Here is a 23,377-nt window from a genome sequence, read left to right as displayed (position 1 = left end):
TATGGTTTTTGTCCGTCCTTTGGTCGGGCTGTTCAGCGATAGCGATAGCGTCAGGGAAATTGCCGTTTCTGCCTGCACCGTCTTCCATCTCTTTTTTGGACTGTATGGTATTGAGACTGTCGTCACGGCGATGCTTCAATCGCTCGGGAGAGCGCGTCTCAGCGCGGTTGTGTGTTTCGCGAGACATTATCTCTTCATTCCGGCTGTACTGTTCTTCCCTGCCATCTCTGGCTTCAGCGGAGTATTGGCCAGTCAAGCCATCGCGGAGCTAGGCGCCGGGATGATTGCACTGTTTATCATGCGCCGTCAGTTCGTTGAGCTCAGGCGATGCGGCCGACACATTCAGCCTGGAATCGAAAGTGCTCTTTGATCTGATCATCGGAGCCGGCATTTAAGCCTGCATGGCCGGCGACGGGATGGCTCCAAAATTAGGTGTGATGTGCAAGAGCGAGTCGCTATGTATCGGTCTATATCGCTGCGATTGCGATGAAGGCAAAGCCGTCGAACGTCGTGCGCGGGTGGCGCAGCGCGGCGAGGTCGACGTCGCGCCTAGTCTTGGCGAGCACTCGAGCTCAAGCCAAGGATAAGAGAGACCGATCATGAGGAAGCTACATCCGTGGCTTATGATCTGAAATCCGACCGCCCTTCAGTGTCGTGTCGCTCATAGTGAGGCAAGTAGGCAGCCGGAATTTGCGGCTTGCAGTCTGAGAACGCAAAGACGCCTTCGGAGCGATATTCCCGGCTGTGGGCGCTCTGTTTCGATTGTGTGTACTCAACTACCGCGAGGCCAAGCGGCATGCACGCCGTAAGGAAAATCTACGTCTCCGGGTAGAACGAAAGACACGGCATCACGGGGACGACCTGCATTCGTGCCGAGTGCAAATTTCGAAAATCGAGGGATTAAGTCCGTTGTTAAGCTCCGAGCCGAGAGGATTCGGCGGCGAAAACTCTAGCCAAAAATGGTCCAGTTTGACGGCCTCAGATCCCTTGAATCGTACGTAGCGTCAAGTTGTATCTCAGATGGGTGGGACGGCCCCCGACCACGCCAAGGCTATCCAACGAGCGAAAAGGATTGCGAATGTTTCAATTCTTAGACTCACGCCGCAGGACTTCCGTGATCAGCGAAAGCAGGGCGGTTTGAACGGCACGCTCTTCTTTAGCGATGGTGGCGGTGTTGTTCACCCGATGCAGGCCCGTTCCCCTTCGGATGCACCTCGGAGCACCAACACGCCATTGCGCAAGTGGCGGCTTACGAATCGCCGATGCTGATCTCGTTACGAACGCGGCTGCGCGACGAGCGGAGCTGGAGCTCTCCACCGATCCAACAAACGACTAACATTTTGATGAACGAAATGGGAGCCATGATGACCGGCGAATCTATCCTGATTTTGGGCGGCGGACCGCGAGTGCGGACGCAATATCGTGAACAGCGAAACCAACATGTTGGCGCCGACGTCGGCACCAGTGGCAGCGACGCTGCTTCTTGGGCGGGTTGCACAATGGCAGAAATGCCGCTCGATCATCGCCTCTACCCGTTGCGACCGCCTATTCCGCTTTGGACATACCCACCTCCTACTCGGCAGCAGAGCTTCGTGGCCCTAGCGGACGGCCTGCCATGGCGGCCTATGCTAGCAGCCATTTCGCCGCGGACCGGACCGCGCATGGTTTCCGGGGCGGCATGAGCTATGCCAAGAGGTGAGGCTCCCTTGACCGCCTCAGTCAGGCCGCTTGAACGGGCGAGTAATCATGGCTTTTGAGACACAGCATCCAGTATTCCAGGCCTTGCGCGAGCGTCTATTACTGGGCCATTGGCTACCCGGCACAGCCTTGAAGCCTGCCGACATTGCCGATGAGCTTCGCGTCGGAATTTCGCCCGTACGAGAGGCTTTGATACGGCTGACTGAGCGCGATGTGGTGCAAAATGTCGACCACAAGGGGTTCAACGCCAGGCCGATCGACCCACATCAAGCCATCCTGTTCTGCAACATGCTGTCGCAAATGTATGTCGATAGCATCAGCGATTTCACCAAGGCGAAGCTGATTGATGAAGTGGCGGCAAGCTTCTGCGGTGAAATTAAGCCCATCTACGCAAGCAATGAGGATCCCGCCAAACTCTTCTTGAAAGCAGGCGAGTGCTATCGGCGCGCGTTGCTGGTCAAACAGCATCGCCACATTGCGGATCACGTCGCGGACGTCGTTTATGTCTACCTTTCACGCGCAATGGGAACACGTACGTACTACAGCGAGTTGCTTGTCGAAAGTCAAAGTATCAGTGCGTTGATGGTCGAAGGGCAGCACAAAGGCGCAGCCCGTGCCATCCAAGACTTTTTCAGGCGCCGGGTCACGGAAGTTATGCGAGCACAAGCGAGGCTCTCGCGGATGCCGACCACGACAAATCTAGCACGTAGTCACGTGGACTTATCACGCCCCGGCGATGCGTGATTGCTATGATCGTCGTGTCCGACGCGAGTTGCCGAAGTTCGTCGAAGATTCCGCGCTCGGTCTGCTCGTCCAACCCGGAACTGGCCTCGTCGAGGAGCAACAGCCGAGGCCTTGCGATGAGGGCACGGGCGATCGCAAGGCGCTGCCTCTCGCCGCCGCTTAGCAATTGGCCCCGCTCGCCGACGCGGTAGTCCAAACCGTCCCGCAAGGAGGTCACCTTATCAGCCAGATGGACGCATTCTAGTGCGTGGAACACGTCCGCATCGGGAAACGGGCGGCCCAGCAGAACGTTTTCGCGGATACTCAGATTCATCATCATAGGCTCTTGGGGCACGTAACCTACGTGCGCCAAGTAATCTTCCGGATCGATCGTGGCCAGGTCCAGAGAGCCAACGCGTACCAGGCCGCTGTAGCCTTGATGCATTTTTAGCAGGAGCTGCATAAGCGTCGATTTGCCAGCGCCCGAGCGTCCGATGATGAAGTTGATGACGCCGGGCTTGAACTCGCCCGTTATCCCAGAGAGAAGCGGCGAGGCGGCGCGCTCATAACCAAACGAAAGCGCGCTGATGGAAATGGCGAGTGAGCCCGATATCGGCATAGTACGCTTGAGCATAGCGGGTCGTGCCGCTGGGGCATGGGCATCAAGCAGCGCCTGCAGCGGCCGGGCCATGCCACGCGCAATGATGATGTCTCGAATTGACATGCCAATAAGCTCGAAGGGCCGGTTCAGTTGAACCAGGATCATGCTCACCATGACGAGCCCACCTATCTCGCCTGATCGGTCATAGAGCCACAGCGAAAGCCCCAAGATCGAGGCATACTGAACGAACAAGAGGGTCGCTTGCAAAGCGCCATAGCGCAACCGGGCGCCATAGAACGAGAGCCAGGCTCGGCGCGTGGCGGCGGCCTGGCGGTCATACAACTCAGCTATCCAGGGTTGAGCGCGGAACACCCTGATCGAAATGATGTTCTCGATTGCATTTCCTAAAACGTTCGAGCCCTCGTTACTTGAGGCCTGCGCCTCAGCCTGATACACTTTTGTAACTCTATTGCTCTTCCACGTTATCAACACGAGGACGGCGCCGTAGGCTAGAACGAACAGCGCCACAAACCAATTTGCTGCTCCACCGACGGCAAGGAACGAGAACGCAACATCGGCGACCCCGCCCATCAGCACCATCAAATAGAGCTGAATGTACATCTTATTGGACTGGTGCCAACTCTCTACCATTGCCGAAATCTTGCTCGGATTGTTTTGAGAAAACAGCGAGCCCTCGGCGCTCACCAGAGCGGCCATGATCTTCTTGCTGGAGAGATTACGAACGTCCTGTTCCAGCCTGTTCGACAGAACCGCCTTGACCTCCTGCAAGCACCGAGCAAGTGCGGTCGTAACGGCAAACAGCAACAACAAACTGAGCGTAAGAAGCGGCGGCGCGCTGGCCAGCCGGGCGACGGCCCGTGAGAACAAGAGCGGCCCGGCGACCGTGCAGGCAGACGCTGCAATGGTCGTGAGCAAGAAGCCCGCGACAAGAACGCGGGAAGATTGCAGGCTCGTCTTGATGATGTCCCATTGGAGCGGGGGCAAGAGCGGCTTACCCCAGTTCATGAAGGTCCATCCAATCGGCAACAGCGCAGAGACGAACGAGTGCAAACGCTGAGTCGTATGACAAATTGTCGATAGCTGAACGGAGGAGATCGCGGGAGATCAAGCCTTGCCGATACAATGCACTACGCTCGACACGTGACACTAAGGCACCATATTCGTACCGCATTAGCATGTCGCGCCCGGCACCTTTGCCAACCCGATAGTAGATCACGTCGGGCAAATGTTCCCGGAAGGCCTCGCGCTCAAGTGCACGATCAATTCCATTTGAGTGATGATGTCGGCGAGCCGTGACGAGACTTGCCTTGATGAGCGGCCAGAACACAAACGCCTTTCGCTCTTCTACCGCAATGTCTCGTAGTGCGATGCGATTGAGCTCCGCATGACGCATGCCGAAGAACTGAAACAGTCGCGTCGTCGGCAGGTGGCGTAGGGACCTGGCGCCTGGTACGAGCTCTGCACCGAAATCCGGCCGCACTGACGCGACAGGCGACTGCGGCCGATGATCACCGAGCATATGGCGGCGTAAGTCCCGGCCGCTCCGACCGGTGATCACCTCGCGAAGAACACGCCAGACAGACGTTCGAGCCTGAATCGCAAGGCCGGCGAGCTCGCGCAATGCATCTTGTGGCGATCGGGATTCGGCAAGCAGCTCTCTGGCCATCGTCAAGCGGCGCATTCTGAGAAATAGTTGATCGCCTCCGTCTCCTGTGAGCACCAGGCGCGATCCTGCGGCCTGCGCAGCCTCGTGAAGTTGAGCCGTTGTGGCGATCGTGGCCGCTAGCTTACAAGGTCGCGGCGTTGGAGCCAGCAATTCTGACGATAGATGGGTCATCGACGAGCGAGCATTCGTTTCGACATAGGTTGGCGCGCCGCCCACCTGCTCGGCTAGCGCGGCAAAAAAGAAGCGTTCGTCACCATTGACGTCCGTCTCTGAGTAGCTGTTCAGGAGGGAAAGGGGCCTGCCTCGATGGAGGTCGGCCGCAGCCAGCGCCACTACCGACGAATCAAGGCCCCCGGAACATTGAATACTGAAAGCACCGCCATAGTGGCGGGTTTTGTGAGCGACGCTCGCTGAGATCAATTGGCGAAAACTGGCCACGTCATCCTTGAAAGAGAACGCCGAGGTGTTGAGCCTGGCTACGGCGCCCGCCAGAAAATCGACTTGCCGAAAAGTCCCCCTTGAGACGATGAGCGCCGCGCCACTCAGTAGCTCAAAAATCCCACACAACCCTGTTTCCGGGGTCAACCAAGACGCGTTGCGTATCAGGCCAGTCAAATAGCCAAAGTTGAAGGCGTGGCGTTGCGCCAAGGCGGCATCTGGCAGCTTCAGTCCTGCCCAGCACTCAATCTCATCATTTCTGACCTGGTAGAAGATGGAGATCTCCGAGAAAGGTGGGCGTACGATCGCGATGCCACTTGGCGCGCGAACAATGAACGCCGCATCGCCAGCGTACCGCTCCTGCAGCAAGGCGACAATCTCCGGCAGAGACGTGTCTTTGAACTGTGTTGGCTCCAATTCAGTCGGCATGCCGGTCTCGGCGTCAACAATATCGTTGAGCACCGTGATTTCCACGCGGCCGTCTACAATGATGGTGGCAAGCTCCTTCGCTGAATCCAAGAGCCCATCTACATTGAGTCTCATTTCGCGAAGCTCAAGATGACGCTGTAGTCCTCCACAGCACGCTTCGCGTCGTTCAAAATGAGGTCACCAGATTGCAGCCAGGCGTGGGCTCTGAACGGGGGCTGCTTCACACCAACGAGGAGCTCGAGCGATGCGATGTAGGGATAGAAAAACAGATACCCCCCTACGGAATCCTCAAGGCAGCGCGGGCGGCGGAACCGAAGATTGCGCAGATGTTGGAATACGCTGGCGTAGTAATCGATTGTTTCGACTCCCATTGACGCCGGTGCTGTTCCCCGACGCGAGGCACGTAAAAAGTCGAGTTGACGAGCGATGGTCTGGCTGCGAACGAAGCGAGCAGCATGAGCCGCACGCGCATAGTGCCACACCAGATGGAGGGGTGGGAGAAAGGCTGGCGGTGAACTCAGGCAATCGCGCAACTTGGCCGTCGTCTCGGTTAGCCGTTCACGCTCCTCCGGACAAGCTGCAGAAGTGCTCGCCATGCTGTAACGATTGGATTGCAGGTCGAGGCTGATCCAACGCCCGTTAGACCACGCATGAAATATGTCACTCACAGCAGCGATCCCTTGGCCACCGCCTCAAACTGATGGGATGGGCCGAAGCCCATCCCATCAAGACGGTCCGCGTCAATCGGACTCATCCACGAAATAATAATCGCCGGTCGTGTGTTCTGCGCGCCACGAGCCCCCAAAGCCTTTTGTGAGCTCGGTGGCGTCCCCGAGGTCCTGCACCGTGTCATTGATAGCGGTTTCATTGATAGCGGTTGTATTCATCCACTTTCTCCAGAGTGACCGGCATATCGCCAGCGCGCGGAAGCTAGCATCGTGATATAAAATAGGGCTTTTATTTTCTGAGTATGATCTCGAGCGATTTGAAAAATAGTTTGACGTTGCGGAGGATGCGGGATGGGCGACGAGGCAATTAGGTGGCGCGTTTGCGGCCAGCGGCCGAAGGGACGATGATTCAATCACCTATAGCGCCTGAGTAGAGTTACCGGCACGGAAGGCGTCTAGTTCAATGGTAGCAATTCCATGGCCAGCGACCGCTTCGCGCTGACAGACAGTACCAGATCCAGTGCAGGCAGCCGATCTGACTTAAGCAAAGTCTAATCCGACTTCGTCACCGCGCAATGCCGCGACAGTTTCCGTCGCCGTGCGAAAGCTTGCTCAAAATGATCGCGATATTTGCCGAATCAGGCACCATGCTGCTGGGCTTGCAAGCCGCCAACCACTTTTGGCTTGGCATCGGGTCCGGCGCAGCAGCGCACCGACCCGTCTAACCGAACATAGATCTCTCAGCCGGCTTGGCGTTCTGGTAACGCTGCGTGATTTACGGCAGCAACTCCCGCTGAGGCGCGTCACGTTGCGCTTTGAAAGCGACGACGAAGACCTCAAGCCCGGCCGAGGTTAAACCGTTCTCAGTGACGAGACCCAGCCGCATGAGGTTGACCGCTGTCTCCATACATGGAACCTCCGCCAGCCGAGCGGACGCCCAGCGGTCCGCTTGCAGGACGCCTTCCAACAATGATGAGAGAGCTTTTACTGATCGTGTCGCCCCCGTGCAGTGGATCGTGTGACTTTGCCGGGCTGGCCGCGTTTGTTTGGAATTCTGCAGAACGATCTCGGTCAGCGCATATTGTCGCCGTTGTGTCGCCCATTCTTCGCGATTTTGCAGAGAAACAACCTGGCCTTTCGATTAAAAGGAGGGGCCAAACAGGAGATTGCATATGAAGGTCGGGGTCCCTAAGGAAATCAAGACGCACGAATACCGCGTGGGTCTGACCCCTGGCGCCGTCCGCGAATATGTGGCTGCCGGTCACAATGTACTGGTCGAGACCAATGCGGGTGCCGGCATTGGCGCGAGCGATGACACTTATCGCAAGGCCGGCGCGACGATTGTCGGCTCAGCTCGTGAGGTCTTCGCATCCAGCGAGATGATCGTAAAGGTGAAGGAGCCGCAACCTTCTGAATGGACTCAGCTGCGCGAGGAGCAGATCCTTTTCACGTACCTGCATCTGGCGCCAGACCCGGAACAGGCGCGGGGACTCCTCAAGTCTGGATGCACCGCTATCGCCTATGAGACCGTGACGGATGCGCATAGCGGGCTTCCGCTGCTTGCGCCGATGAGCGAAGTCGCGGGAAGGCTTGCGGTCGAAGCGGCAGGCAGCGCCCTGAAGCGCTATAGCGGCGGGCGAGGGCTGTTGATCGGCGGCGTTCCTGGCGTGCAGCCGGCCCGCATCGTCGTGATCGGAGGCGGCGTTGTTGGGACACATGCGGCCCGAATGGCCGCTGGCCTGGGCGCCGAGGTCACGATCCTCGACCGTTCGATCCCCCGCCTTCGCGAGCTGGATGAACTGTTCGAAAGCCGCGTTCGTACCAGATTCTCGACCATAGATGCCCTCGAAGAGGAGGTCTTTGCAGCCGACGTTGTCATCGGCGCGGTCCTCGTCCCCGGTGCAAGCGCACCGAAACTCGTGAGCCGCAGCATGCTAGGCTCAATGCGCAAGGGATCCGTCATCGTTGACGTCGCCATCGATCAAGGCGGCTGCTTCGAGACATCGCGCCCGACCACGCACGCCGATCCAACTTACGAGGTGGATGGCGTCATTCACTATTGCGTCGCCAATATGCCCGGAGCCGTCCCGCTCACATCGAGCCAGGCACTGAACAATGCCACACTGCCCTTCGGGCTGGCGCTCGCCAACAAGGGTTTCGCGGCGGTGCTCGAGAATCCGCATCTGCGGGCAGGCCTCAATGCGTATCGCGGCCGGCTTACTTACAAGGCTGTAGCCGAGAGCCTCGGCCTGCCATTCTCCCCGATCGAACAGGCTGCGGCCTGATCCCAGAAGTCCCTATGGGACGTTTCCTCCCTCACTTAAGGGCCGCTCCTTGGAGTGGCCCTTTTTTTGTGCCCGGCATGTTCGGCAGCTTGGAGGTGGAAGCCCTCTACTTTTGGATAGCTATGAAATCCCCCACGGGATCGAATCAACGTGAATCATCCCCTGAGCGAACTCGCGTGGATGACTAGTAAGTGCATTACAACCCAAAGATCCGAAGGAGACGCACTCAGACCAAGCCCACGCTTCGCCGGGGGTGTTACGGCTCGATACGTTCCGACCAGAGCGATATCGTCTTCGATTTACCCCGATACTTCTCGCTGGTCGATCAGTTCCTTGCCGGCGAGGGCGAGTTCAGCTTCGTAGACCGCGCGATCAGTCACCTCGATACGCTCGATATAGTCCCACGGGCTCCTCAGTATCGCGGCTCTAACGTAAAGACATCCGTCTCAGACCAGGTGGCAGGCGACGAACCGGCCGGGCGCAACCTCCTTCAAAGGCGGTCTTTCCGCGCAGACAGGCTTGGCTAAAGGACAACGCCCTCTCAGCTTGCATCCAGGCGCGATATCGATAGGGTTTGGAATTTCCCCGGACAAAGCGAAATCGTCGCGCTTTGCGTCGGGATCCGGAACTGGAATGGCCGCCAGCAAAGCGCGCGAGTAGGGATGCAAGGGCTTTGCAAACAGATCCTTTGTGCCCGACATCTCCACAATGCTGCCGAGATACATCACCGCAACGCGGCTCGCCAGGTACTTCACAGTGGCCAGGTCGTGGGAAATAAAGAGGTAGGACAACCCGAGTTGTTCACGCAGCTTCTCCAACAGAAGAATTGCCCGCGAGCGTAGTGATACGTCCAGTGCGGAGGTTGGCTCGTCAAGAACAACGAAGCGGGGATTCGTTGCAATGGCCCTGGCTATATTGACCCGCTGGCGTTGACCGCCCGAAAGCTCGTGCGGATAGCGGTCCAATAGATCGCGGCCGAGCCCCACCTCCTGCATGAGCTCCTCGATGCGGTCGCGCCGCTCCTTCGCCGGAAGCTTGGTATGAAGCGTGAGCGCCTCCTCCACCATCCGTCTCACCGATAGTCTGGGATTGAGCGAGGCAGTAGGATCCTGAAACACCATCTGGATGTCGCGGCGCAAAGGCTTCATGGCATGCGCATCAAGCCTCGCTATGTCCGTGCCATCATAGCAGACAGATCCCGCCGTCGGCTCGATTAGCCGGACCAGGCACCGCGCGACTGTCGATTTTCCACAGCCGGATTCGCCGACCAATCCAACCGTCTCGCCGGCTTCTATATCGAAGGAGACAGAGTCAACTGCCCGCACGACGGGCTGATCCTGACCTCGCAGGCGTGCGAGCGTCCCGGCCATCCCGCCGAGCGGAAAGTGCATTTGCAGATCACGTATCTCAACAAGTGCCACGGCGTTCCTCGAATCCATAACATGCTACAACATGGCCGGGGGCGGCCTCGATCATCGCAGGGCGTGCCGCGCGACAGCGATCCATTACCCACTCACAGCGTCCTGCGTAACGGCATCCGCTCGGCGGGTTGACCAGGGAAGGAACCGACCCCGGTATGGGCTCTAGGACGACGTCCCGATCGACCCTCGGTATCGATCGGACGAGCGCCTTGGTATAGGGATGGGCGGGATTATGGAACAGCTCCCGCACGGGGGCGCATTCCACCACTTGGCCCGCATGCATAACGGCAACGCGGTCGCATATCTCGGCAACAACGCCGAGATCGTGCGTGACCAGCATGATCGCCGCACCTGTTTTCGCGCTCAATTCGCGCAGCAGATCGAGAATCTTGGCCGCGATTGAAACGTCGAGCCCGGTCGTTGGCTCGTCCGCGAGCAGGAGCTGAGGTGAGGTTGCAAGAGCCATAGCGATCATGATCCGCTGGCACATCCCTCCCGAGAGCTGATGCGGGTATTGCTTGGCTCGCTTTTCCGGCGCCGGAATGCGCACAAGGCGCAGCATCTCGAGCATTTTCTTGTCCGCCTCTCGTGCCGACAAGCCGGCGTGGACCATCAGCAAGCGTGAGATCTGCTTTCCAACGGTCAGAAGCGGGTTGAGGGCGGTTCGCGGCGTCTGCGATACCATCGCGATCTTTGCGCCGCGCATGCGCCGCATCTGTTCCTCAGGGAGCGTACCCAGATCAACTCCGTCAAAGTGAACGCTTCCGGAGACGACGCGCCCTGGGGGACGGATCAGGCGCAGAATGGCGAAAGACGTGACTGACTTTCCCGACCCGGACTCGCCGACCAGCCCGAGAACCTCGCCCCGGCGGATCGTCAGGTTGATGTGGTCGACTGCTTCAATGGCACCCTGGTTTATCTGAAAGTGGACGGTCAGATCAGAAATCTCAAGCAGCTCGGTCATCTCAATCCCCTCATGCGCGGGTCAAGCAAGTCACGGAGTCCGTCGCCGATAAGGTTGAATGCGAGAACGGAAATCATGATGGCAAGGCCAGGAAACAGGAACAGCCACCATTCTCCCGTGACGATCTGTGAGGCACCTTCCGCGGTCATCACGCCCCATTCGCTCTGTGGCGGCTGAATTCCAAGGCCAATGAAGGAGAGCGAGGCCATCGTCAGAAGCGCAAAACCCGTCGAGAGGGTCGCCTGCACAATCAGCGGGGGAAGGCAGTTCGGCAGCAGGTGAATGAACACAATCCTCCAGGTCGGATTGCCGAGCGTGCGAGCAGCATCGGCATATTCCATCTCCCGGAGCCGAAGCATCTCTCCACGGGTCAGCCGCAGATAAGCCGGGATTTGTGTGATCGAGATGGCAATTGCGACATTGGTGGTGGAATTGCCAAGCCCTGCCGTGATGCCCATGGCCAGTACGAAGGCCGGGAAGGCCATCAGAGCGTCGACGACGCGCATCGCGATCGTATCAGCCCACCCCCGGCTGTATCCGACGACTGCTCCAAGCAACCCTCCGATTGAAACGGCAACAAACGTTGCTGCAAAGGCAACCAGCAGGTCGACCCGGGCCGCAAAAATGATTCGCGAGAGTTGATCGCGGCCGAACTCGTCAGTTCCAAGCGCATGCTGCCAGGAAGGCGGCTGCAAAGAAGCTGCAGGGTCGGTGGCATCGGGCGGGTAGGGCGCCACGATCGGCGCCAATATCGCAGCCGCCGCGATCAGCACGATCACGCACAGTGCCGCAAAGGAAACAGGATTGCGCTGAAGCCGCTGCCACACCAGAGATGAAGCCGGTTGCGAAATCGAAGAGGAGAATGATGAGGACATCAGCTGAACCTAATCCGGGGGTCAACGAGGCCGTACGCGATATCGACTGCCAAATTGACCATGACACACGTCACTGCGACGAAGAGGATGAAAGACTGGATCGGAGCCGAGTCCTTCGTAAGCAATGCAGTCACCGCGTAATTGCCAATGCCGGGCCATGAGAACACGCTTTCGACGACCGCATTTCCGGCCATCAAGAATCCAAAAACGATTCCGGAAATAGTGATGACAGGTATCAGCGCATTTCGCAGCGCATCCCGATAAATCACCGTTCTTCGCGGCAATCCGGCCGCCCAGGCCGCCTTGATGTAGTCGGACTCGAGGATCTCAAGCATGGTGGACCGCACCATGCGTGCGACTGGCGCGATCGCGCTGAGCCCGAGGGTCGCTGCAGGCAGCATGAGCTGATGCAGACTTGATCGTAAGGTGGTCCAATTGCCGGTAAGCAGGGAGTCGATCACATAAAGTCCGGTTATGTGTGCGGGAGGTTCTATGCCGGATCCGAGGCGCCCCAGCGGTGAGGGGGCCATGTTGAGCATGTAGAAAAAGACGTAAACGAACAGGAGCCCGGTCAGGAAGCTCGGCATGGCGACACCCATGATGCCGACCACTCGTCCGATATGGTCGATCAATGTGTCGCGATGCACCGCTGACAAGACCCCAAGAGGCAGTCCGATCACGATCGCGATGAGAAGGCTCGCCAGATTGAGCTCGAGAGTGGCGGGCAGGCGCTGCAGAAAGTCCTGAGACACCGGCCGTCCCGTCGAGGCACTCTCGCCAAGATCGCCTTTGAAGATGCCCGAGACGTAGCGGTAGTATTGCTCTGGAAACGGGCGATCCAGGCCCATTTGGTGCTCCATTTCAGCGAGATGTTCGGGCGTGGCAAACGGGCCCGCCTTGACCATGGCCGGATTGCCCGGGAGTAGGTAGGTGAGGGTAAAGCAGATCACGCTGACCCCGAACAAGGTCGGCAGAGCCAGCGCAAACCGTCGCATGACATAATTGAAGAAACCCATTGGAGCGCTCTCCCGTTTAATACGAAGATGACGTGCTCAGGCGAGCTTCATGCTGAAAAAGCGCTCATAACTATCCCAACGCTTCTCAATGCCAACGAGGTCGGATCGCATGACGCGGGTCCAGTTTTCGTACCAGAGGTGCCCCCAAACGGCGTCGCCGATGATGATCTCCTGCAGGCGTTTTGCCGCCGCCAGACGCTTGCTGGTGTCGGTTTCATGCATGTTCTCATCGATCAGCTTGTCGACTTCTGGATTGGAATAGAACGAGGTGTTCGTGCCCTTCGCTGTGCTGTGGAAGTTGAAGAACAGGTGATAGAAGGGATCGTTGATCCAGGACTGCCAGGACTCGATCGAAAGCTGGTGATCGCCTTTGGTTGCGATTTGGCGGAAGGTGGCTTCGGTTTCCTTGACGATGTTCACCTTGAAGCCGATCTTCTCCAGCTCGGTCTGGAGCCAGATCGAGGCCTGCTCGTGCGGCTGCCATCCAGCGCGTACCGCAAGGTCTATCGGAACCGGATCCTTGCCGAAGCCCGCCTCGCGCATCAACTCCTTGGCCTTTGCGATGTCGTACTTGTAGGGACTGATCGTGTTGTCGTAACCGGGCGTCAAACTAGGTACAGGGCTCTTCATCTCGGTGCCGAAACCATACAGCACGCTCGGGATGATCGCCTGGACCGGGATGGCGTAGTTGATGGCCTGCCTCACTTTGACATTGTTAAGCGGAGCCTTCTGCGTGTTCATGCAAAGCCAGTGACACAGGGTGTCCGGCACGGAGACTGTCTTCAAACCTGGCTCCGCCTCGAGGCTCTTCACATTGCGCGGAGACAGCGTTGATCTGCCGACGACCATGTCGATGGCTTTGCGCTTGAGCAGCAGCACGCGATCGGCTTCGTTCGGCACATATTTGAGAACGATCCGATCGAAATAGGGGTGACCACGCCAGTGATCAGCCTGCGCTTCCAGGACGACTTCGACGCCCGGCTGGTTCTTGACTAGTTGATACGGCCCGACGCCGGCCGTATTTCGCTTCAACCAGTTGGCGGCCCAGGGATCGTCTGCGTTCGCATTCGCCTTTACCTCATCCGGATCAAGCAGCGCGTTGTTCATAAGCGCCATCATGTCCAGCGCCATCGGGCTTGGCGAGGGCATATTGATCTCGATCGTGAAGTCGTCGCGCACCTTGAACTGCTCGGGCTTGGTTACCCCAAGAAGGCGCGGAAACAGGAGGCGCATATAACCCGGCGACTGCAGCCCGCGGTCGAGGAGATACTTCACGGTCGTGGCGTTGACGTCGCGGCCGCTCGGTAATTTCAGGCCTTTGCGGATGTTCAGCACCAGCGTGGCGTTGCCATTTTCGAAGGACCAGGACTGAGCGATGCCGCCCTCGATCTCGCCAGGCTTTGCTTGCGACACTCCCGGCTTTCCCTCGACCGGCTGCACCTTCCACATCAGCGGACTGTCGTAAACGTTTGCCTGCACCGTGTAGCCGGCCGACGTCTTGAACGAGGCCGGATCGAGCGTGTCGATGTCGGCATCCCAGGCGACTGTCAGCGTTCGCTTATCTTGTGCGGCAGCTAAACGAGCTGTGCCCGTGAATGTGAGCGCCGCGACGCTGGTTGCGGCGAACTTCAAGAAATCCCGACGGCGCGTGTCCCTGTTCATCTCATTCCCCTCCTGACTGTGCGCGAAAGATTTGCCGGTCGTCCGGTGCGCGATGGCTTGCATTATTGTCATCGTCCTGCTATTGTCAACTAAGTTTCAATATACGAAACTAGGTGATCAAAAAATGGGCGCAATTGAAAATGCCGCGCAAATCCTTAGACTTTTTGGGCCCGGCAGGCTTGAAGTCTCCGTGACAGAAGTCTCGCAGTTATTGAGTATGCCCAAAAGTTCAGCATCTCGTTTGCTGAAGACGATGCTGGTTGAGGGGCTCCTGTCGCGCTCGGAAAATCCTCCGCGCTACAAGGTTGGAAATTTGCTTTTTGAGATTTCGCGCCTCTACAAGCTGAACTCCTCCTTGATCGACGCGGTCGATGAGGCCGTAAAGGAGATCACCCGGGAGACTGGGCATACCGGTTATGTCTCGATCCTTGATGGTGCGGATGTTCTGGTCATCCGGATGCACCAGGGGTCTCATGCCTTGCGCGTATTCACGCCGCTGGGCCAGCGTGCTCCTGCATTTGCGACTGCGATTGGGCGCAGTCTGCTCTCGCGCTTTCCAGATAATGTGGTGCGCTCCCTTCATCCTGAAGGCGTCACGCCGCCTTCGCCGCGCGCCCCTCAAAATGTCGACGAGCTGGTGGCGGCGCTGGATCAGCCGCGCCGGTTCGGTTGGGCCGAGGCCCTCGATGAAGCGATCCCCGGGGTCGGCTCAATCTCCGTGAGCGTCTCCGATCCAGAAATCCGCGAGACGGTGGGCTTCTGTATTTCCTATCCAGCCTCGCACATGAGCGATGAGGAGAGGAATCGTGCGATCACGCTGCTTACGACTGCCGCTGAGCGTATCGCGCACCGCTTCGGCGATCAGTTTCTCATGCAGCGTGCGCAGCGCGCCCTTGGTGGTGGCGGCCCGGTTGCTGCTTGATCCGGTTTTTTGTCGCCGCAATTGACGCGGCTCGGAGGCTATAGATGAGACAATTGAGTCCGGAGGATATCGAGGCGCTCTCCGTCGGCGCCTGGATTCTCGGAACGGGTGGCGGCGGGAGTCCGTATCACGCGCTCTTGAGCATGCGGAGTTACTACAATGAAGGCGTTCGCGTAGATCTGATCGATCCCGACGAGCTGGACGATGATGATGCGATCGCGGTTGTCTCCATTATGGGCGCGCCGCTTGTTTTCCAGGAGCGTCTGGTCGACAGCAGGCTCATCGCGCGCGCCGTGTCGGCCATGGAGGAGCATCTTGGTCGCAAGTTCAGGGCGGTGATGGCAGTCGAAATCGGTGGCGGCAACGGCATGCAGTCCTTGCTCGCTGCCGTCCACCTGAAAATTCCAGTTGTCGACGCCGATGCGATGGGGCGTGCCTATCCTGAGGCGCAAATGACGAGCTTTGCGGTGGGCGGTCTCGCTCCCTATCCGCTGACCTCCGTAGACCCGCGCGGTAATGAGGCGATCGTTGGCAAAACCTCCTCCTGGAAATGGATGGAACGTGTGAGCCGAAAGCTTTGTACCGAGTTCGGGTCCATCGTCGCGACCTGCAAGGCGCCGCGCACCGGTGCTGAGGTGAAGAAATGGGCCATTCCCCGTACCACATCCAAAGCCATCAATCTCGGGCGGGCGGTTGCCGAGGCCAACCGGCAGCACGCTGACCCGATTGCAGCCATTCTGAAAGCGGAATCCGGCAGGTTCCTGTTCTCCGGCAAGGTCGTTGAAGTCGAGCGGCGGACAACGGAGGGCTTCCTGCGCGGCCGCACAGTCGTGGAGGGGCTTGGCGATGATCACAGCAGCCAGATCCGGATCGATTTCCAGAACGAGTGGATCGTCGTGTGGCGCGATGGGCAGGCGCTCGTCTCGACGCCCGACCTCATTTGCGTTCTCGACAGTGAATCCGGCGAAGCGATCGGAACGGAAACCATTCGCTACGGCCAGCGGACAACCGTGATCGCGCTGCCGGCGGCTCCGGTCTTCCTCTCGCCGCGCGGGCTCGACCATGTCGGCCCCCGCGCTTTTGGTTATGACATCGATTTCAAGTCGGTATTCTGCTCATGAGACGCATTGGGATTGACGTAGGTGGCACCAATACGGATGCCGTGCTGATCGACGGCGGAAAAGTCGTTCAAGGCGTGAAGGTCGCCACCACGGCCGACGTCACCAGTGGTGTGGCTGCGGCCATCGGGGCGCTCGATCTGAGTGCCGAGCATGCGAGCGGTCTCGACGCGCTGATGATAGGTACGACCCACTTCATCAATGCGGTCGTTCAGCGCCGTCATCTGACGAAAGTGGCAGTAATCCGAGTTGCACTCCCCGCCACGAGCTCCCTGCCGCCCTTTACCGACTGGCCGGCTGGGCTTGCCGAGCTCGCCAATGGCGGGGTCTTTCAAATCGAAGGCGGCCACGATTACGACGGGCGCAGGTTCGCCCCTCTGGATATCGCGGCAGCCAAGCGAATTGCGCGCGAAATCGGCAATCTCGGCCTCAAATACGTCGTGGTCAACGCACTGTTCTCTCCGCTTGATCCGTCCGACGAAGAAGCGGTCGCCGCCATCCTGCGCGAAGAAATCCCCGATGTGTCGGTGACCTGCGCACATTTGCTCGGCGGGATCGGATTGCTCGAACGTGAGAACGCCGCAATTCTCAATGCCTCTCTCATTGCGCTTGCTCGGGAGACCATCACGGCTTTTGAGCAAGCCAAGTCAAAGGTCGGGCTGAACGCGCCGCTTTTTGTCACGCAAAACGACGGCACCGTCGCGGAGGCCTCGCGTGCCGCCGCATACCCTGTGTTCAGCTTCGCCTCCGGTGCGACCAACTCGATGCGCGGTGCGGCCTATCTTTCCGGGCTCAAAGATGCGGTGGTGGTTGACGTCGGCGGAACGACGGCGGACTTTGGCTACTTGCGGAACGGCTTTCCCCGTGAAGCCAACACGGTCGTTCATATTGGAGGCGTCAGGACCCTATTCCGCATGCCGGACCTCGTTTCCATCGGACTTGGTGGCGGCAGCCATATCGACCTTGGAGCGGCAGCCATCGGGCCGCTCAGCGTTGGGTATCGCCTGTCCACGGAAGCGCTGGTGTTTGGCGGCAATCGCGTGACCTCGACCGACATCGGCGTTGCCGCCGGACTGATCGACCTTGGCGATCGCAAGCGTGTGGCACACATCACTGCCGATGACGTGAAGAGGGTTCTGCGCCGCTGCAAGGAGATGCTGGAAGAGAACGTCGACCGGATGAAGACAAGCGCTTCAGACGTCACGCTGATTGCGGTCGGGGGCGGCGCGTTTCTTGTTCCGGAAGAATTGCAGGGCGTCGGGCGTGTCGTTCGGGTTCAACACGGGGGCTGCGCGAATGCGGTTGGCGCAGCCATTGCGCAGGTCAGTGGTGAAGTCGATCAGGTGTTCCAGGGGCTGACGCGAGACGAGGCGGTTGCTTCAGCACGCAAGCTTGCCGATTCCCGGGCAGTGGAGGCCGGCGCGGATTCGGAATCGCTTGCCCTGGTCGAGGCAGAGGATACGCCGATCGCCTATCTGCCCGGAAATGCCATGCGCGTGCGCGTCAAAGTCGTCGGCAATATCCGATCAACCCGAATTGGGCAAACAGCCAAGGAGAAAGTCACATGCCAGTCCGTTTCCTGATCAGCACGCTCAAGGAAGGGGTCGACCCAGCGGAATATGAGGCCTGGGTCCGCGAGCGCGACTACGCTCTCGTGCGGAGCCTCGACAATTACGTGAGCTACAAGGTTCATCGCATTCGCCGCCCCATCCAGGGCGCCGAAAACTCGACGTGGCAATACATCGAAAGGATCGAGGTCAAAAGCCTGGAGCAACACGACAGGGACCTTGCCTCACCGGCTGGTGTTGCGCTGCGAGAGGAGCTCTATGGCAAGTTTCTCGATCGCTCGAAGAACATCTATTTCGTCAGCGACGAGATAGAATGATCTGTGCTCCGCGTTGAGCTCTGCCTAGTCCAAGAACGTAAGCGCAAACAGGACACCAACAAGATGACCCTCGACCTGCTGATTCTCGGCAACGCGCCAATGGCCAAGATGCTTGATCGCGTGAAGCTCGCCGAAGCGAGCGGATACGACACGGTCTGGCTTGCCGATGAACGGTTCTATCGGGAGGTCTATTCGTGTCTTGGATATTTTGCACAAAATACGTCTCGGGTCAGGCTCGGACCTTGCGTGACAGATCCCTACGCCAGACATCCGGCGCTGACGGCCATGGCGATTGCGACGCTCGACGAGATTTCCAACAAGCGCGCAATTCTCGGCCTCGGCGCCGGTATTTCCGGTTTTGCTGAGCTTGGCATCGATCGGAAGAAGCCGGCGCGCGCTATCAGCGAAGCGATCGAGGTCATTCGGATGCTCCTGCGCGGCGAGACCGTCACCTACGAGGGAGAGGTCATTCGGTTCAAGGAGGGCAAGCTGAATTTCACCCCTGTTCGCGCCGATATCCCAATCTATGTGGCCAGCAATGGTCCGCTCGGCCAACGGACGGCAGGCGCTTGCGCCGATGCCGCGTTCATGGAGGCCGGCGGCAATGCTCCGGAAATCAAGGCCTTCCGCGCGAGACTGGACGATGGGGCCAGGAAGGCGGGCCGCGATCCCAAATCCGTCAGGCTGATCGTTCGGCTCAATGCCTGTGTTGCCTCAGACGGTCAGGCCGCCCGTGACGCGCTTCGGCCGACGGTTGCAAGACTGCTCGGGGCAGGGCGTCTCAAGTTTGAAACAGCCGAAGAGCAGGGGCTGACCTTGCCGGAGGACGTGCTCGCCTCTGTCCAGGGCGCCCATTACGCCGCCGGGGTGACGCCTTACCTTCCTCTGCTGCCATACGTGACCGATCGCCATATCAACGCCTTCACTTTGGCCGGCAATGTGGAGGAGGTGACCGCGCGTGTGATCGAACTGCGCCAGGCCGGCGTCGACGGGATTATCATCATGCCCTTCGCTCCCGAAGGAGGTACGATCGAGGATACGATCGCCAAGATGGGCTCCGAGGTGTGGCCTGCCGCCCAGGCGCTGGAAGGGAGCAAGCCATGAGCTTTGATCTCCATCGGCCGGCCACGGTCACTGAAGCTATCGACCTTGCTCAACGCTTTGCGCCGACCGCGCGCTATGTCGCCGGCGGGACCGATACGGTTATCCAGATCAATCGGAAGAAGATCGATCCCGTACATCTGATCGATGTCGCCTGCCTGGCCGGAATGAGCGAAATCACCGAGACTACCGAAGCATTCACCCTTGGCGCGTTAACGAGGTACCGCACGATCGAAACGCATTCTGCGTTTCGGGGTAATCTGCGAGCGTTGGTCGAAGCTGCCAGCGTCGTCGGTGGCCATCAAGTACGAAACATCGCAACCATCGGCGGCAACATCGTCAATGCTTCTCCTGCCGCCGACTTTGTGCCGCCACTGCTCGCGCTCGATGCAAGCCTCGACATGACAGGTCCCAATGGACGGCGCTCCGTCCCCTTGCGCGACTTCATCGTCGGCCCGGGAAAGACTGATCTCTTGCCCGCCGAGATCGTGACCAGCATCCGATTTGCCAAGCTTCCGGCCGGATCCGCAACCGCCTTCCTGAAAGAAGGGCGCCGGCGGGCCATGGAGATATCGGTGGTTTGTGTTGCAGCTTGCTTGACGCTGGATGCCTCCACCTCGCGTTGCGCTTCAGTGCGCCTGGCAATCGGAGCCGCAAGCCCAAAGGCGTTCCGGCCCGAACAGGCGGAGAGTTATCTCATCGGCAGATCTGCCGGAAAGGAAAGCTTTGTGGAGGCGGGCAGGATCGCGGCAGAGGCTTCCAGTCCCATTTCTGATGTTCGCGCGTCGGCCGGCTACCGCCGCGGTCTTGTCGCGGTCATGGTCGAGCGCGCGCTCGGGACATGTTTGCAACGAATTCGGGAACAGGATCAATGAACCGGAAAATTCTCAATATCGTTGTCAATGGCGAGAGCCATCAGCTGCTCATTGAGCCTCATTGGACGCTGCTACAGGTCCTGCGCAACGGGATCGGCATGATGGGCACCAAGGAGAACTGCCTGGAAGCAGAGTGCGGGGTCTGCACGGTGCTGCTCGATGGAAGGGCCGTCAATTCCTGCATCCTGCTCGCGGGGCAAGCTGAGGGATGCTCGATCACCACGATCGAGGGGATCGGCGATCCCGAGCATCTGCATCCCCTTCAGGAAGCATTCATCGAATGCGGCGCCGTTCAGTGCGGCTACTGCATCCCGGGCATGATCCTGACGGCAAAGTCATTCCTGGACGAAAATCCGGGCTGCCGCCCCTCGCGCGACGAGATCAGGGAAGCTATCGCAGGTACCCTTTGCCGCTGTACCGGCTATCGCAAGATCATCGATGCCGTGGAAACCGCGGCAGAGCGCATCGCACTTTCGGGAGCCAAGCAATGAACGCTCAAACCCATCGCGTTGCCGGTCACCGCCTGCCCCGGCGGGATGGCGTCGGCAAGGTTACCGGAAAGCACGTTTACGCTGCGGATTTCAAGCTGCCCGGTATGCTCTACGGCAAGATCCTGCGCAGTGCTCGCGCGCACGCTCTGATCAAGAACATCGACATCTCGCGCGCGGCTGCGATCGCAGGCGTGCGTGGCATCATCACCGCCGCTGACATCCCGCAGGTCCGCTATGGAACGGCGGTGCGCGACACGACCGTATTTGCAACCGATCGCGTCCTGTTCATGGGACATGCGATCGCCGCGGTCGCTGCCACGTCATGCGAGATCGCCGAGCGCGCGATTGAAGCCATCAAGGTTGAATATCAGGATCTACCGGCACTGTACGATCCGGAAGAGGCGCTCACAAGCGATATCCGCATCCATCCTGATTGGGAAACCTACAAGGCGCTCCCGATCATTTCGCGCAAGGACAACATCGCAGGTCACGCCCGTATTCACGTCGGCGATGTCGAAGGAGCCTTCGCAAAGGCTCATAAGGTCTATGAGCATCGGTTCACGACCTCGCTTCAGCATCCAGGATACACCGAGCCGCGCGTTGCGACCGCGGATTGGGATGCGAACGGGATAGTGACGGTCTGGTGCAACACCCAATTGCCGTTCGACACGCAAACGACATTGGCCGAAATCCTCGATTTGCCGGCCGCGCGGGTGCGCGTCACCGTGCCGGGAATTGGTGGTGGCTTCGGTGGCAAGCTGAGGATCGGTGTCGAGCACTTCGCAGCTCTCCTGGCGCGCAAGACTGCCCGCCCGGTCAAAGTGATGTCGACGAGCGAAGAGGAGCTTATAGCCGCGCTTCCGCGTCAGGCTTCCGTGGTTCTGCTCAAAACTGCCGTTGACAAGGATGGGCATCTTCTTGCCCGAAGCGGTCGGGTCATCGTGGATTGTGGCGCTTATGCCGGCTCAGGTCCAGGCACGGCTGCTATCGCACTTCAGGTCATGGCAGGTCCGTACAAGACAGGAGCGCTCGCGTTCGAAAGCATCGCTGTCTACACGAACAAGGTCCATTCTGGCTCCTTCCGTGCTCCGGCGGGACCGATGGCGAATTTCGCGATGGAAAGCCAGATCGACATGATCGCAAAGGATCTCGGCCTGGATCCTCTCGAAATGCGCCTGCGCAACATCGTCAAGGAGGGGGATCCAGGCCCTTCGGGCGAGACGCACACCTCTGTGAGCATCGAGGAATGTCTGCGCAAGGCAGCCGATGCGATCGGCTGGCAAGATCGTAATCCCGAGCCAGGACGGGGCAAGGGCATCGCCTGCAGCTGGTGGATGACGACGGGTGGCTCGTCTGGTGTCTATGTCAAGATCAATCCCGATGGGAGTGCGACGCTCGTCAGCGGCGCCGTTGAAATCGGCACCGGCGCGATCACGGGAGCCGCTCAAGTGCTCGCCGAGGAGCTGTCTCTGGACTTGACGGACATCAACGTCACCGGGGTGGACACTCAGGCCGCGCCGTTCGACTACGGCGCTCAAGGCAGCCGTACGACCTTTTCTGTGGGCAATGCGTGCGTTGCGGCAGCTAAAGAGCTGCGGCGTCAGATGTTCGAACTCGCGGCCAAGCAGCTGGAAGCACCGATTGAGGATATGAAGCTGCAGGACAAGCACGTGGTCGTCGGCAACAAGTCGATTTCGATTGCGGAGCTGGCACGCATCTCGCGTCTTGCCGGTGGCGGGCTCATTGCGCATGGCACAGCCATTTCACCGGCACCAGCCTACGATCCGACACGCGTCAAGAACCATCCGCTCCCGGTCTGGAATACGCCGAGCTACCATGCCCACGCCGTCGACCTTTCGGTCGATCAAGCCACGGGCAAAGTGACGATCAATCGCTATGTCGTGGCCCAGGACGTCGGATATGCGATCAATCCGACCTATATTGAGGGACAGATCGAGGGTGGCGTGGCGCAAGGTATAGGCCAGGCCCTGTCGGAAGAGATCGTCTATCAGGACGGTCGCGTCATGAATGCGAACCTGACAGATTACAAGATGCCGACGGCGATGGATGTCCCGGAGATCGAGAGCATTATCGTCGAATGCCGATCCGCTGCCGGTCCTTACGGTGCCAAGGGCGTTGGAGAGCCACCATGCATCGAACCACCGGCTGCAATCGGCAATGCGATCGCGGCGGCGACTGGCTGCTGGCCGAACTCGCTGCCGATGACCGCTGAAAAGATTGCCGCCACAATGCGAGCCCCGCACTCATGATCCGCGTCGAGGTCAATATGCATGGAAATCTCCGTCGGTTCTTGCCCGGCGGGGTTGGATCCATTCAGCTTGACCTCCCCGAGGGAGCGACGATTCTCAACGTGATCGGCTCGTTGAGCGCCGAGCATGATGTCTGGCTGGCCTCGATTGGTGACATGGTCGTGCCGTTGTCAGCTGAAGTCAAAGACGGAGCCGAGCTCAATTTCTTTCCCTATCTTGAAGGCGGCTAGTATGAACTTCTTTGTTCG

General features: G+C 59.1%; 20 protein-coding genes and 1 pseudogene. 12 read left to right on the top strand and 9 right to left on the bottom strand.

Annotation, left to right across the window (positions count from 1 at the left end):
- Positions 1-370 (top strand): annotated as a pseudogene (locus I6F24_RS36140) (MATE family efflux transporter); the annotation flags it as partial.
- A 1,376-nt stretch (positions 371-1,746) separates the two neighbouring features.
- Positions 1,747-2,442: a GntR family transcriptional regulator gene (locus I6F24_RS36135; RefSeq protein ID WP_225131377.1), complete on the top strand. Its 696-nt coding sequence runs from the start codon at positions 1,747-1,749 to the stop codon at positions 2,440-2,442.
- On the opposite strand, the gene I6F24_RS36130 is transcribed toward I6F24_RS36135, so the two are convergent.
- From I6F24_RS36130 to I6F24_RS36115, 4 genes are all read right to left on the bottom strand, one after another.
- Positions 2,351-4,048, bottom strand: a complete 1,698-nt coding sequence (locus tag I6F24_RS36130) for an ABC transporter ATP-binding protein (protein WP_225131375.1) — start codon at positions 4,046-4,048, stop codon at positions 2,351-2,353. The two genes, I6F24_RS36135 and I6F24_RS36130, sit on opposite strands and share 92 nt — an antisense overlap.
- Positions 4,035-5,666, bottom strand: a complete 1,632-nt coding sequence (locus I6F24_RS36125) for an asparagine synthase-related protein (protein ID WP_225131372.1) — start codon at positions 5,664-5,666, stop codon at positions 4,035-4,037. Before I6F24_RS36125 ends, I6F24_RS36130 begins: the two co-directional genes overlap by 14 nt.
- 20 nt (positions 5,667-5,686) lie before the next feature.
- Positions 5,687-6,244, bottom strand: coding sequence for a lasso peptide biosynthesis B2 protein (locus tag I6F24_RS36120; RefSeq protein ID WP_225131370.1), 558 nt, complete (start codon positions 6,242-6,244; stop codon positions 5,687-5,689).
- Positions 6,245-6,316: 72 nt separating this feature from the next.
- The gene (locus I6F24_RS36115; protein WP_225131368.1) at positions 6,317-6,463 is read right to left on the bottom strand and encodes a hypothetical protein; all 147 of its coding nucleotides are present in this window, start codon (positions 6,461-6,463) and stop codon (positions 6,317-6,319) included.
- 953 nt (positions 6,464-7,416) lie between these two features.
- Between I6F24_RS36115 and ald the strand changes: the two genes are divergently transcribed.
- Positions 7,417-8,529: an alanine dehydrogenase gene (gene ald, locus I6F24_RS36110; RefSeq protein WP_225131366.1), complete on the top strand. Its 1,113-nt coding sequence runs from the start codon at positions 7,417-7,419 to the stop codon at positions 8,527-8,529.
- 446 nt (positions 8,530-8,975) lie between these two features.
- Here the strand turns inward: ald and I6F24_RS36105 are convergent, their stop codons facing one another.
- The 5 genes from I6F24_RS36105 to I6F24_RS36085 are packed head-to-tail and all read right to left on the bottom strand — an operon-like array spanning position 8,976 to position 14,530.
- Positions 8,976-9,950: an ABC transporter ATP-binding protein gene (locus I6F24_RS36105; RefSeq protein ID WP_225131364.1), complete on the bottom strand. Its 975-nt coding sequence runs from the start codon at positions 9,948-9,950 to the stop codon at positions 8,976-8,978.
- Positions 9,937-10,914, bottom strand: a complete 978-nt coding sequence (locus I6F24_RS36100) for an ABC transporter ATP-binding protein (protein ID WP_225131362.1) — start codon at positions 10,912-10,914, stop codon at positions 9,937-9,939. The genes I6F24_RS36105 and I6F24_RS36100 overlap by 14 nt, the downstream gene beginning before the upstream one ends.
- Positions 10,911-11,789, bottom strand: coding sequence for an ABC transporter permease (locus I6F24_RS36095; RefSeq protein WP_225131360.1), 879 nt, complete (start codon positions 11,787-11,789; stop codon positions 10,911-10,913). Before I6F24_RS36095 ends, I6F24_RS36100 begins: the two co-directional genes overlap by 4 nt.
- On the bottom strand, positions 11,789-12,805 hold the full coding sequence (locus I6F24_RS36090; RefSeq protein WP_225131358.1) for an ABC transporter permease: 1,017 nt from the start codon (positions 12,803-12,805) through the stop codon (positions 11,789-11,791). The genes I6F24_RS36095 and I6F24_RS36090 overlap by 1 nt, the downstream gene beginning before the upstream one ends.
- A 36-nt stretch (positions 12,806-12,841) precedes the next feature.
- Positions 12,842-14,530 (bottom strand): ABC transporter substrate-binding protein, encoded by a 1,689-nt coding sequence (locus I6F24_RS36085; RefSeq protein WP_225131356.1) that lies wholly within the window; start codon positions 14,528-14,530, stop codon positions 12,842-12,844.
- A 61-nt stretch (positions 14,531-14,591) separates the two neighbouring features.
- Here I6F24_RS36085 and I6F24_RS36080 point away from each other — a divergent pair, with 61 nt between their 5' ends.
- The 9 genes from I6F24_RS36080 to I6F24_RS36040 all read left to right on the top strand — a co-directional run bounded on the left by I6F24_RS36080 (position 14,592) and on the right by I6F24_RS36040 (position 23,359).
- The gene (locus I6F24_RS36080; RefSeq protein WP_225140372.1) at positions 14,592-15,389 is read left to right on the top strand and encodes an IclR family transcriptional regulator; all 798 of its coding nucleotides are present in this window, start codon (positions 14,592-14,594) and stop codon (positions 15,387-15,389) included.
- Positions 15,390-15,433: 44 nt separating this feature from the next.
- Positions 15,434-16,510, top strand: a complete 1,077-nt coding sequence (locus I6F24_RS36075; RefSeq protein ID WP_225131344.1) for a DUF917 domain-containing protein — start codon at positions 15,434-15,436, stop codon at positions 16,508-16,510.
- Positions 16,507-18,090: a hydantoinase/oxoprolinase family protein gene (locus tag I6F24_RS36070; RefSeq protein ID WP_225131343.1), complete on the top strand. Its 1,584-nt coding sequence runs from the start codon at positions 16,507-16,509 to the stop codon at positions 18,088-18,090. The genes I6F24_RS36075 and I6F24_RS36070 overlap by 4 nt, the downstream gene beginning before the upstream one ends.
- The gene (locus tag I6F24_RS36065; RefSeq protein WP_225131341.1) at positions 18,072-18,392 is read left to right on the top strand and encodes a hypothetical protein; all 321 of its coding nucleotides are present in this window, start codon (positions 18,072-18,074) and stop codon (positions 18,390-18,392) included. The genes I6F24_RS36070 and I6F24_RS36065 overlap by 19 nt, the downstream gene beginning before the upstream one ends.
- A 63-nt stretch (positions 18,393-18,455) precedes the next feature.
- Complete coding sequence (locus I6F24_RS36060; protein ID WP_225131338.1) at positions 18,456-19,496, top strand: LLM class flavin-dependent oxidoreductase; 1,041 nt, start codon at positions 18,456-18,458, stop codon at positions 19,494-19,496.
- Complete coding sequence (locus I6F24_RS36055) at positions 19,493-20,368, top strand: xanthine dehydrogenase family protein subunit M (RefSeq protein WP_225131336.1); 876 nt, start codon at positions 19,493-19,495, stop codon at positions 20,366-20,368. The genes I6F24_RS36060 and I6F24_RS36055 overlap by 4 nt, the downstream gene beginning before the upstream one ends.
- Complete coding sequence (locus I6F24_RS36050) at positions 20,365-20,859, top strand: (2Fe-2S)-binding protein (RefSeq protein WP_225131379.1); 495 nt, start codon at positions 20,365-20,367, stop codon at positions 20,857-20,859. The genes I6F24_RS36055 and I6F24_RS36050 overlap by 4 nt, the downstream gene beginning before the upstream one ends.
- On the top strand, positions 20,856-23,129 hold the full coding sequence (locus tag I6F24_RS36045; protein WP_225131334.1) for a xanthine dehydrogenase family protein molybdopterin-binding subunit: 2,274 nt from the start codon (positions 20,856-20,858) through the stop codon (positions 23,127-23,129). Before I6F24_RS36050 ends, I6F24_RS36045 begins: the two co-directional genes overlap by 4 nt.
- Positions 23,126-23,359 carry a MoaD/ThiS family protein gene (locus I6F24_RS36040; RefSeq protein WP_225131332.1) on the top strand — a complete coding sequence of 78 codons (234 nt, stop codon included), beginning with the start codon at positions 23,126-23,128 and terminating at the stop codon, positions 23,357-23,359. Before I6F24_RS36045 ends, I6F24_RS36040 begins: the two co-directional genes overlap by 4 nt.
- The last annotated feature ends 18 nt before the right edge of the window (positions 23,360-23,377 follow it).

Source organism: Bradyrhizobium sp. BRP23, from assembly GCF_020194135.1.
Taxonomy (GTDB): domain Bacteria; phylum Pseudomonadota; class Alphaproteobacteria; order Rhizobiales; family Xanthobacteraceae; genus Bradyrhizobium; species Bradyrhizobium yuanmingense.
The sequence above is the reverse complement of the archived record's forward strand: the minus strand, read 5'-3'. Positions and strand labels throughout refer to the sequence as shown.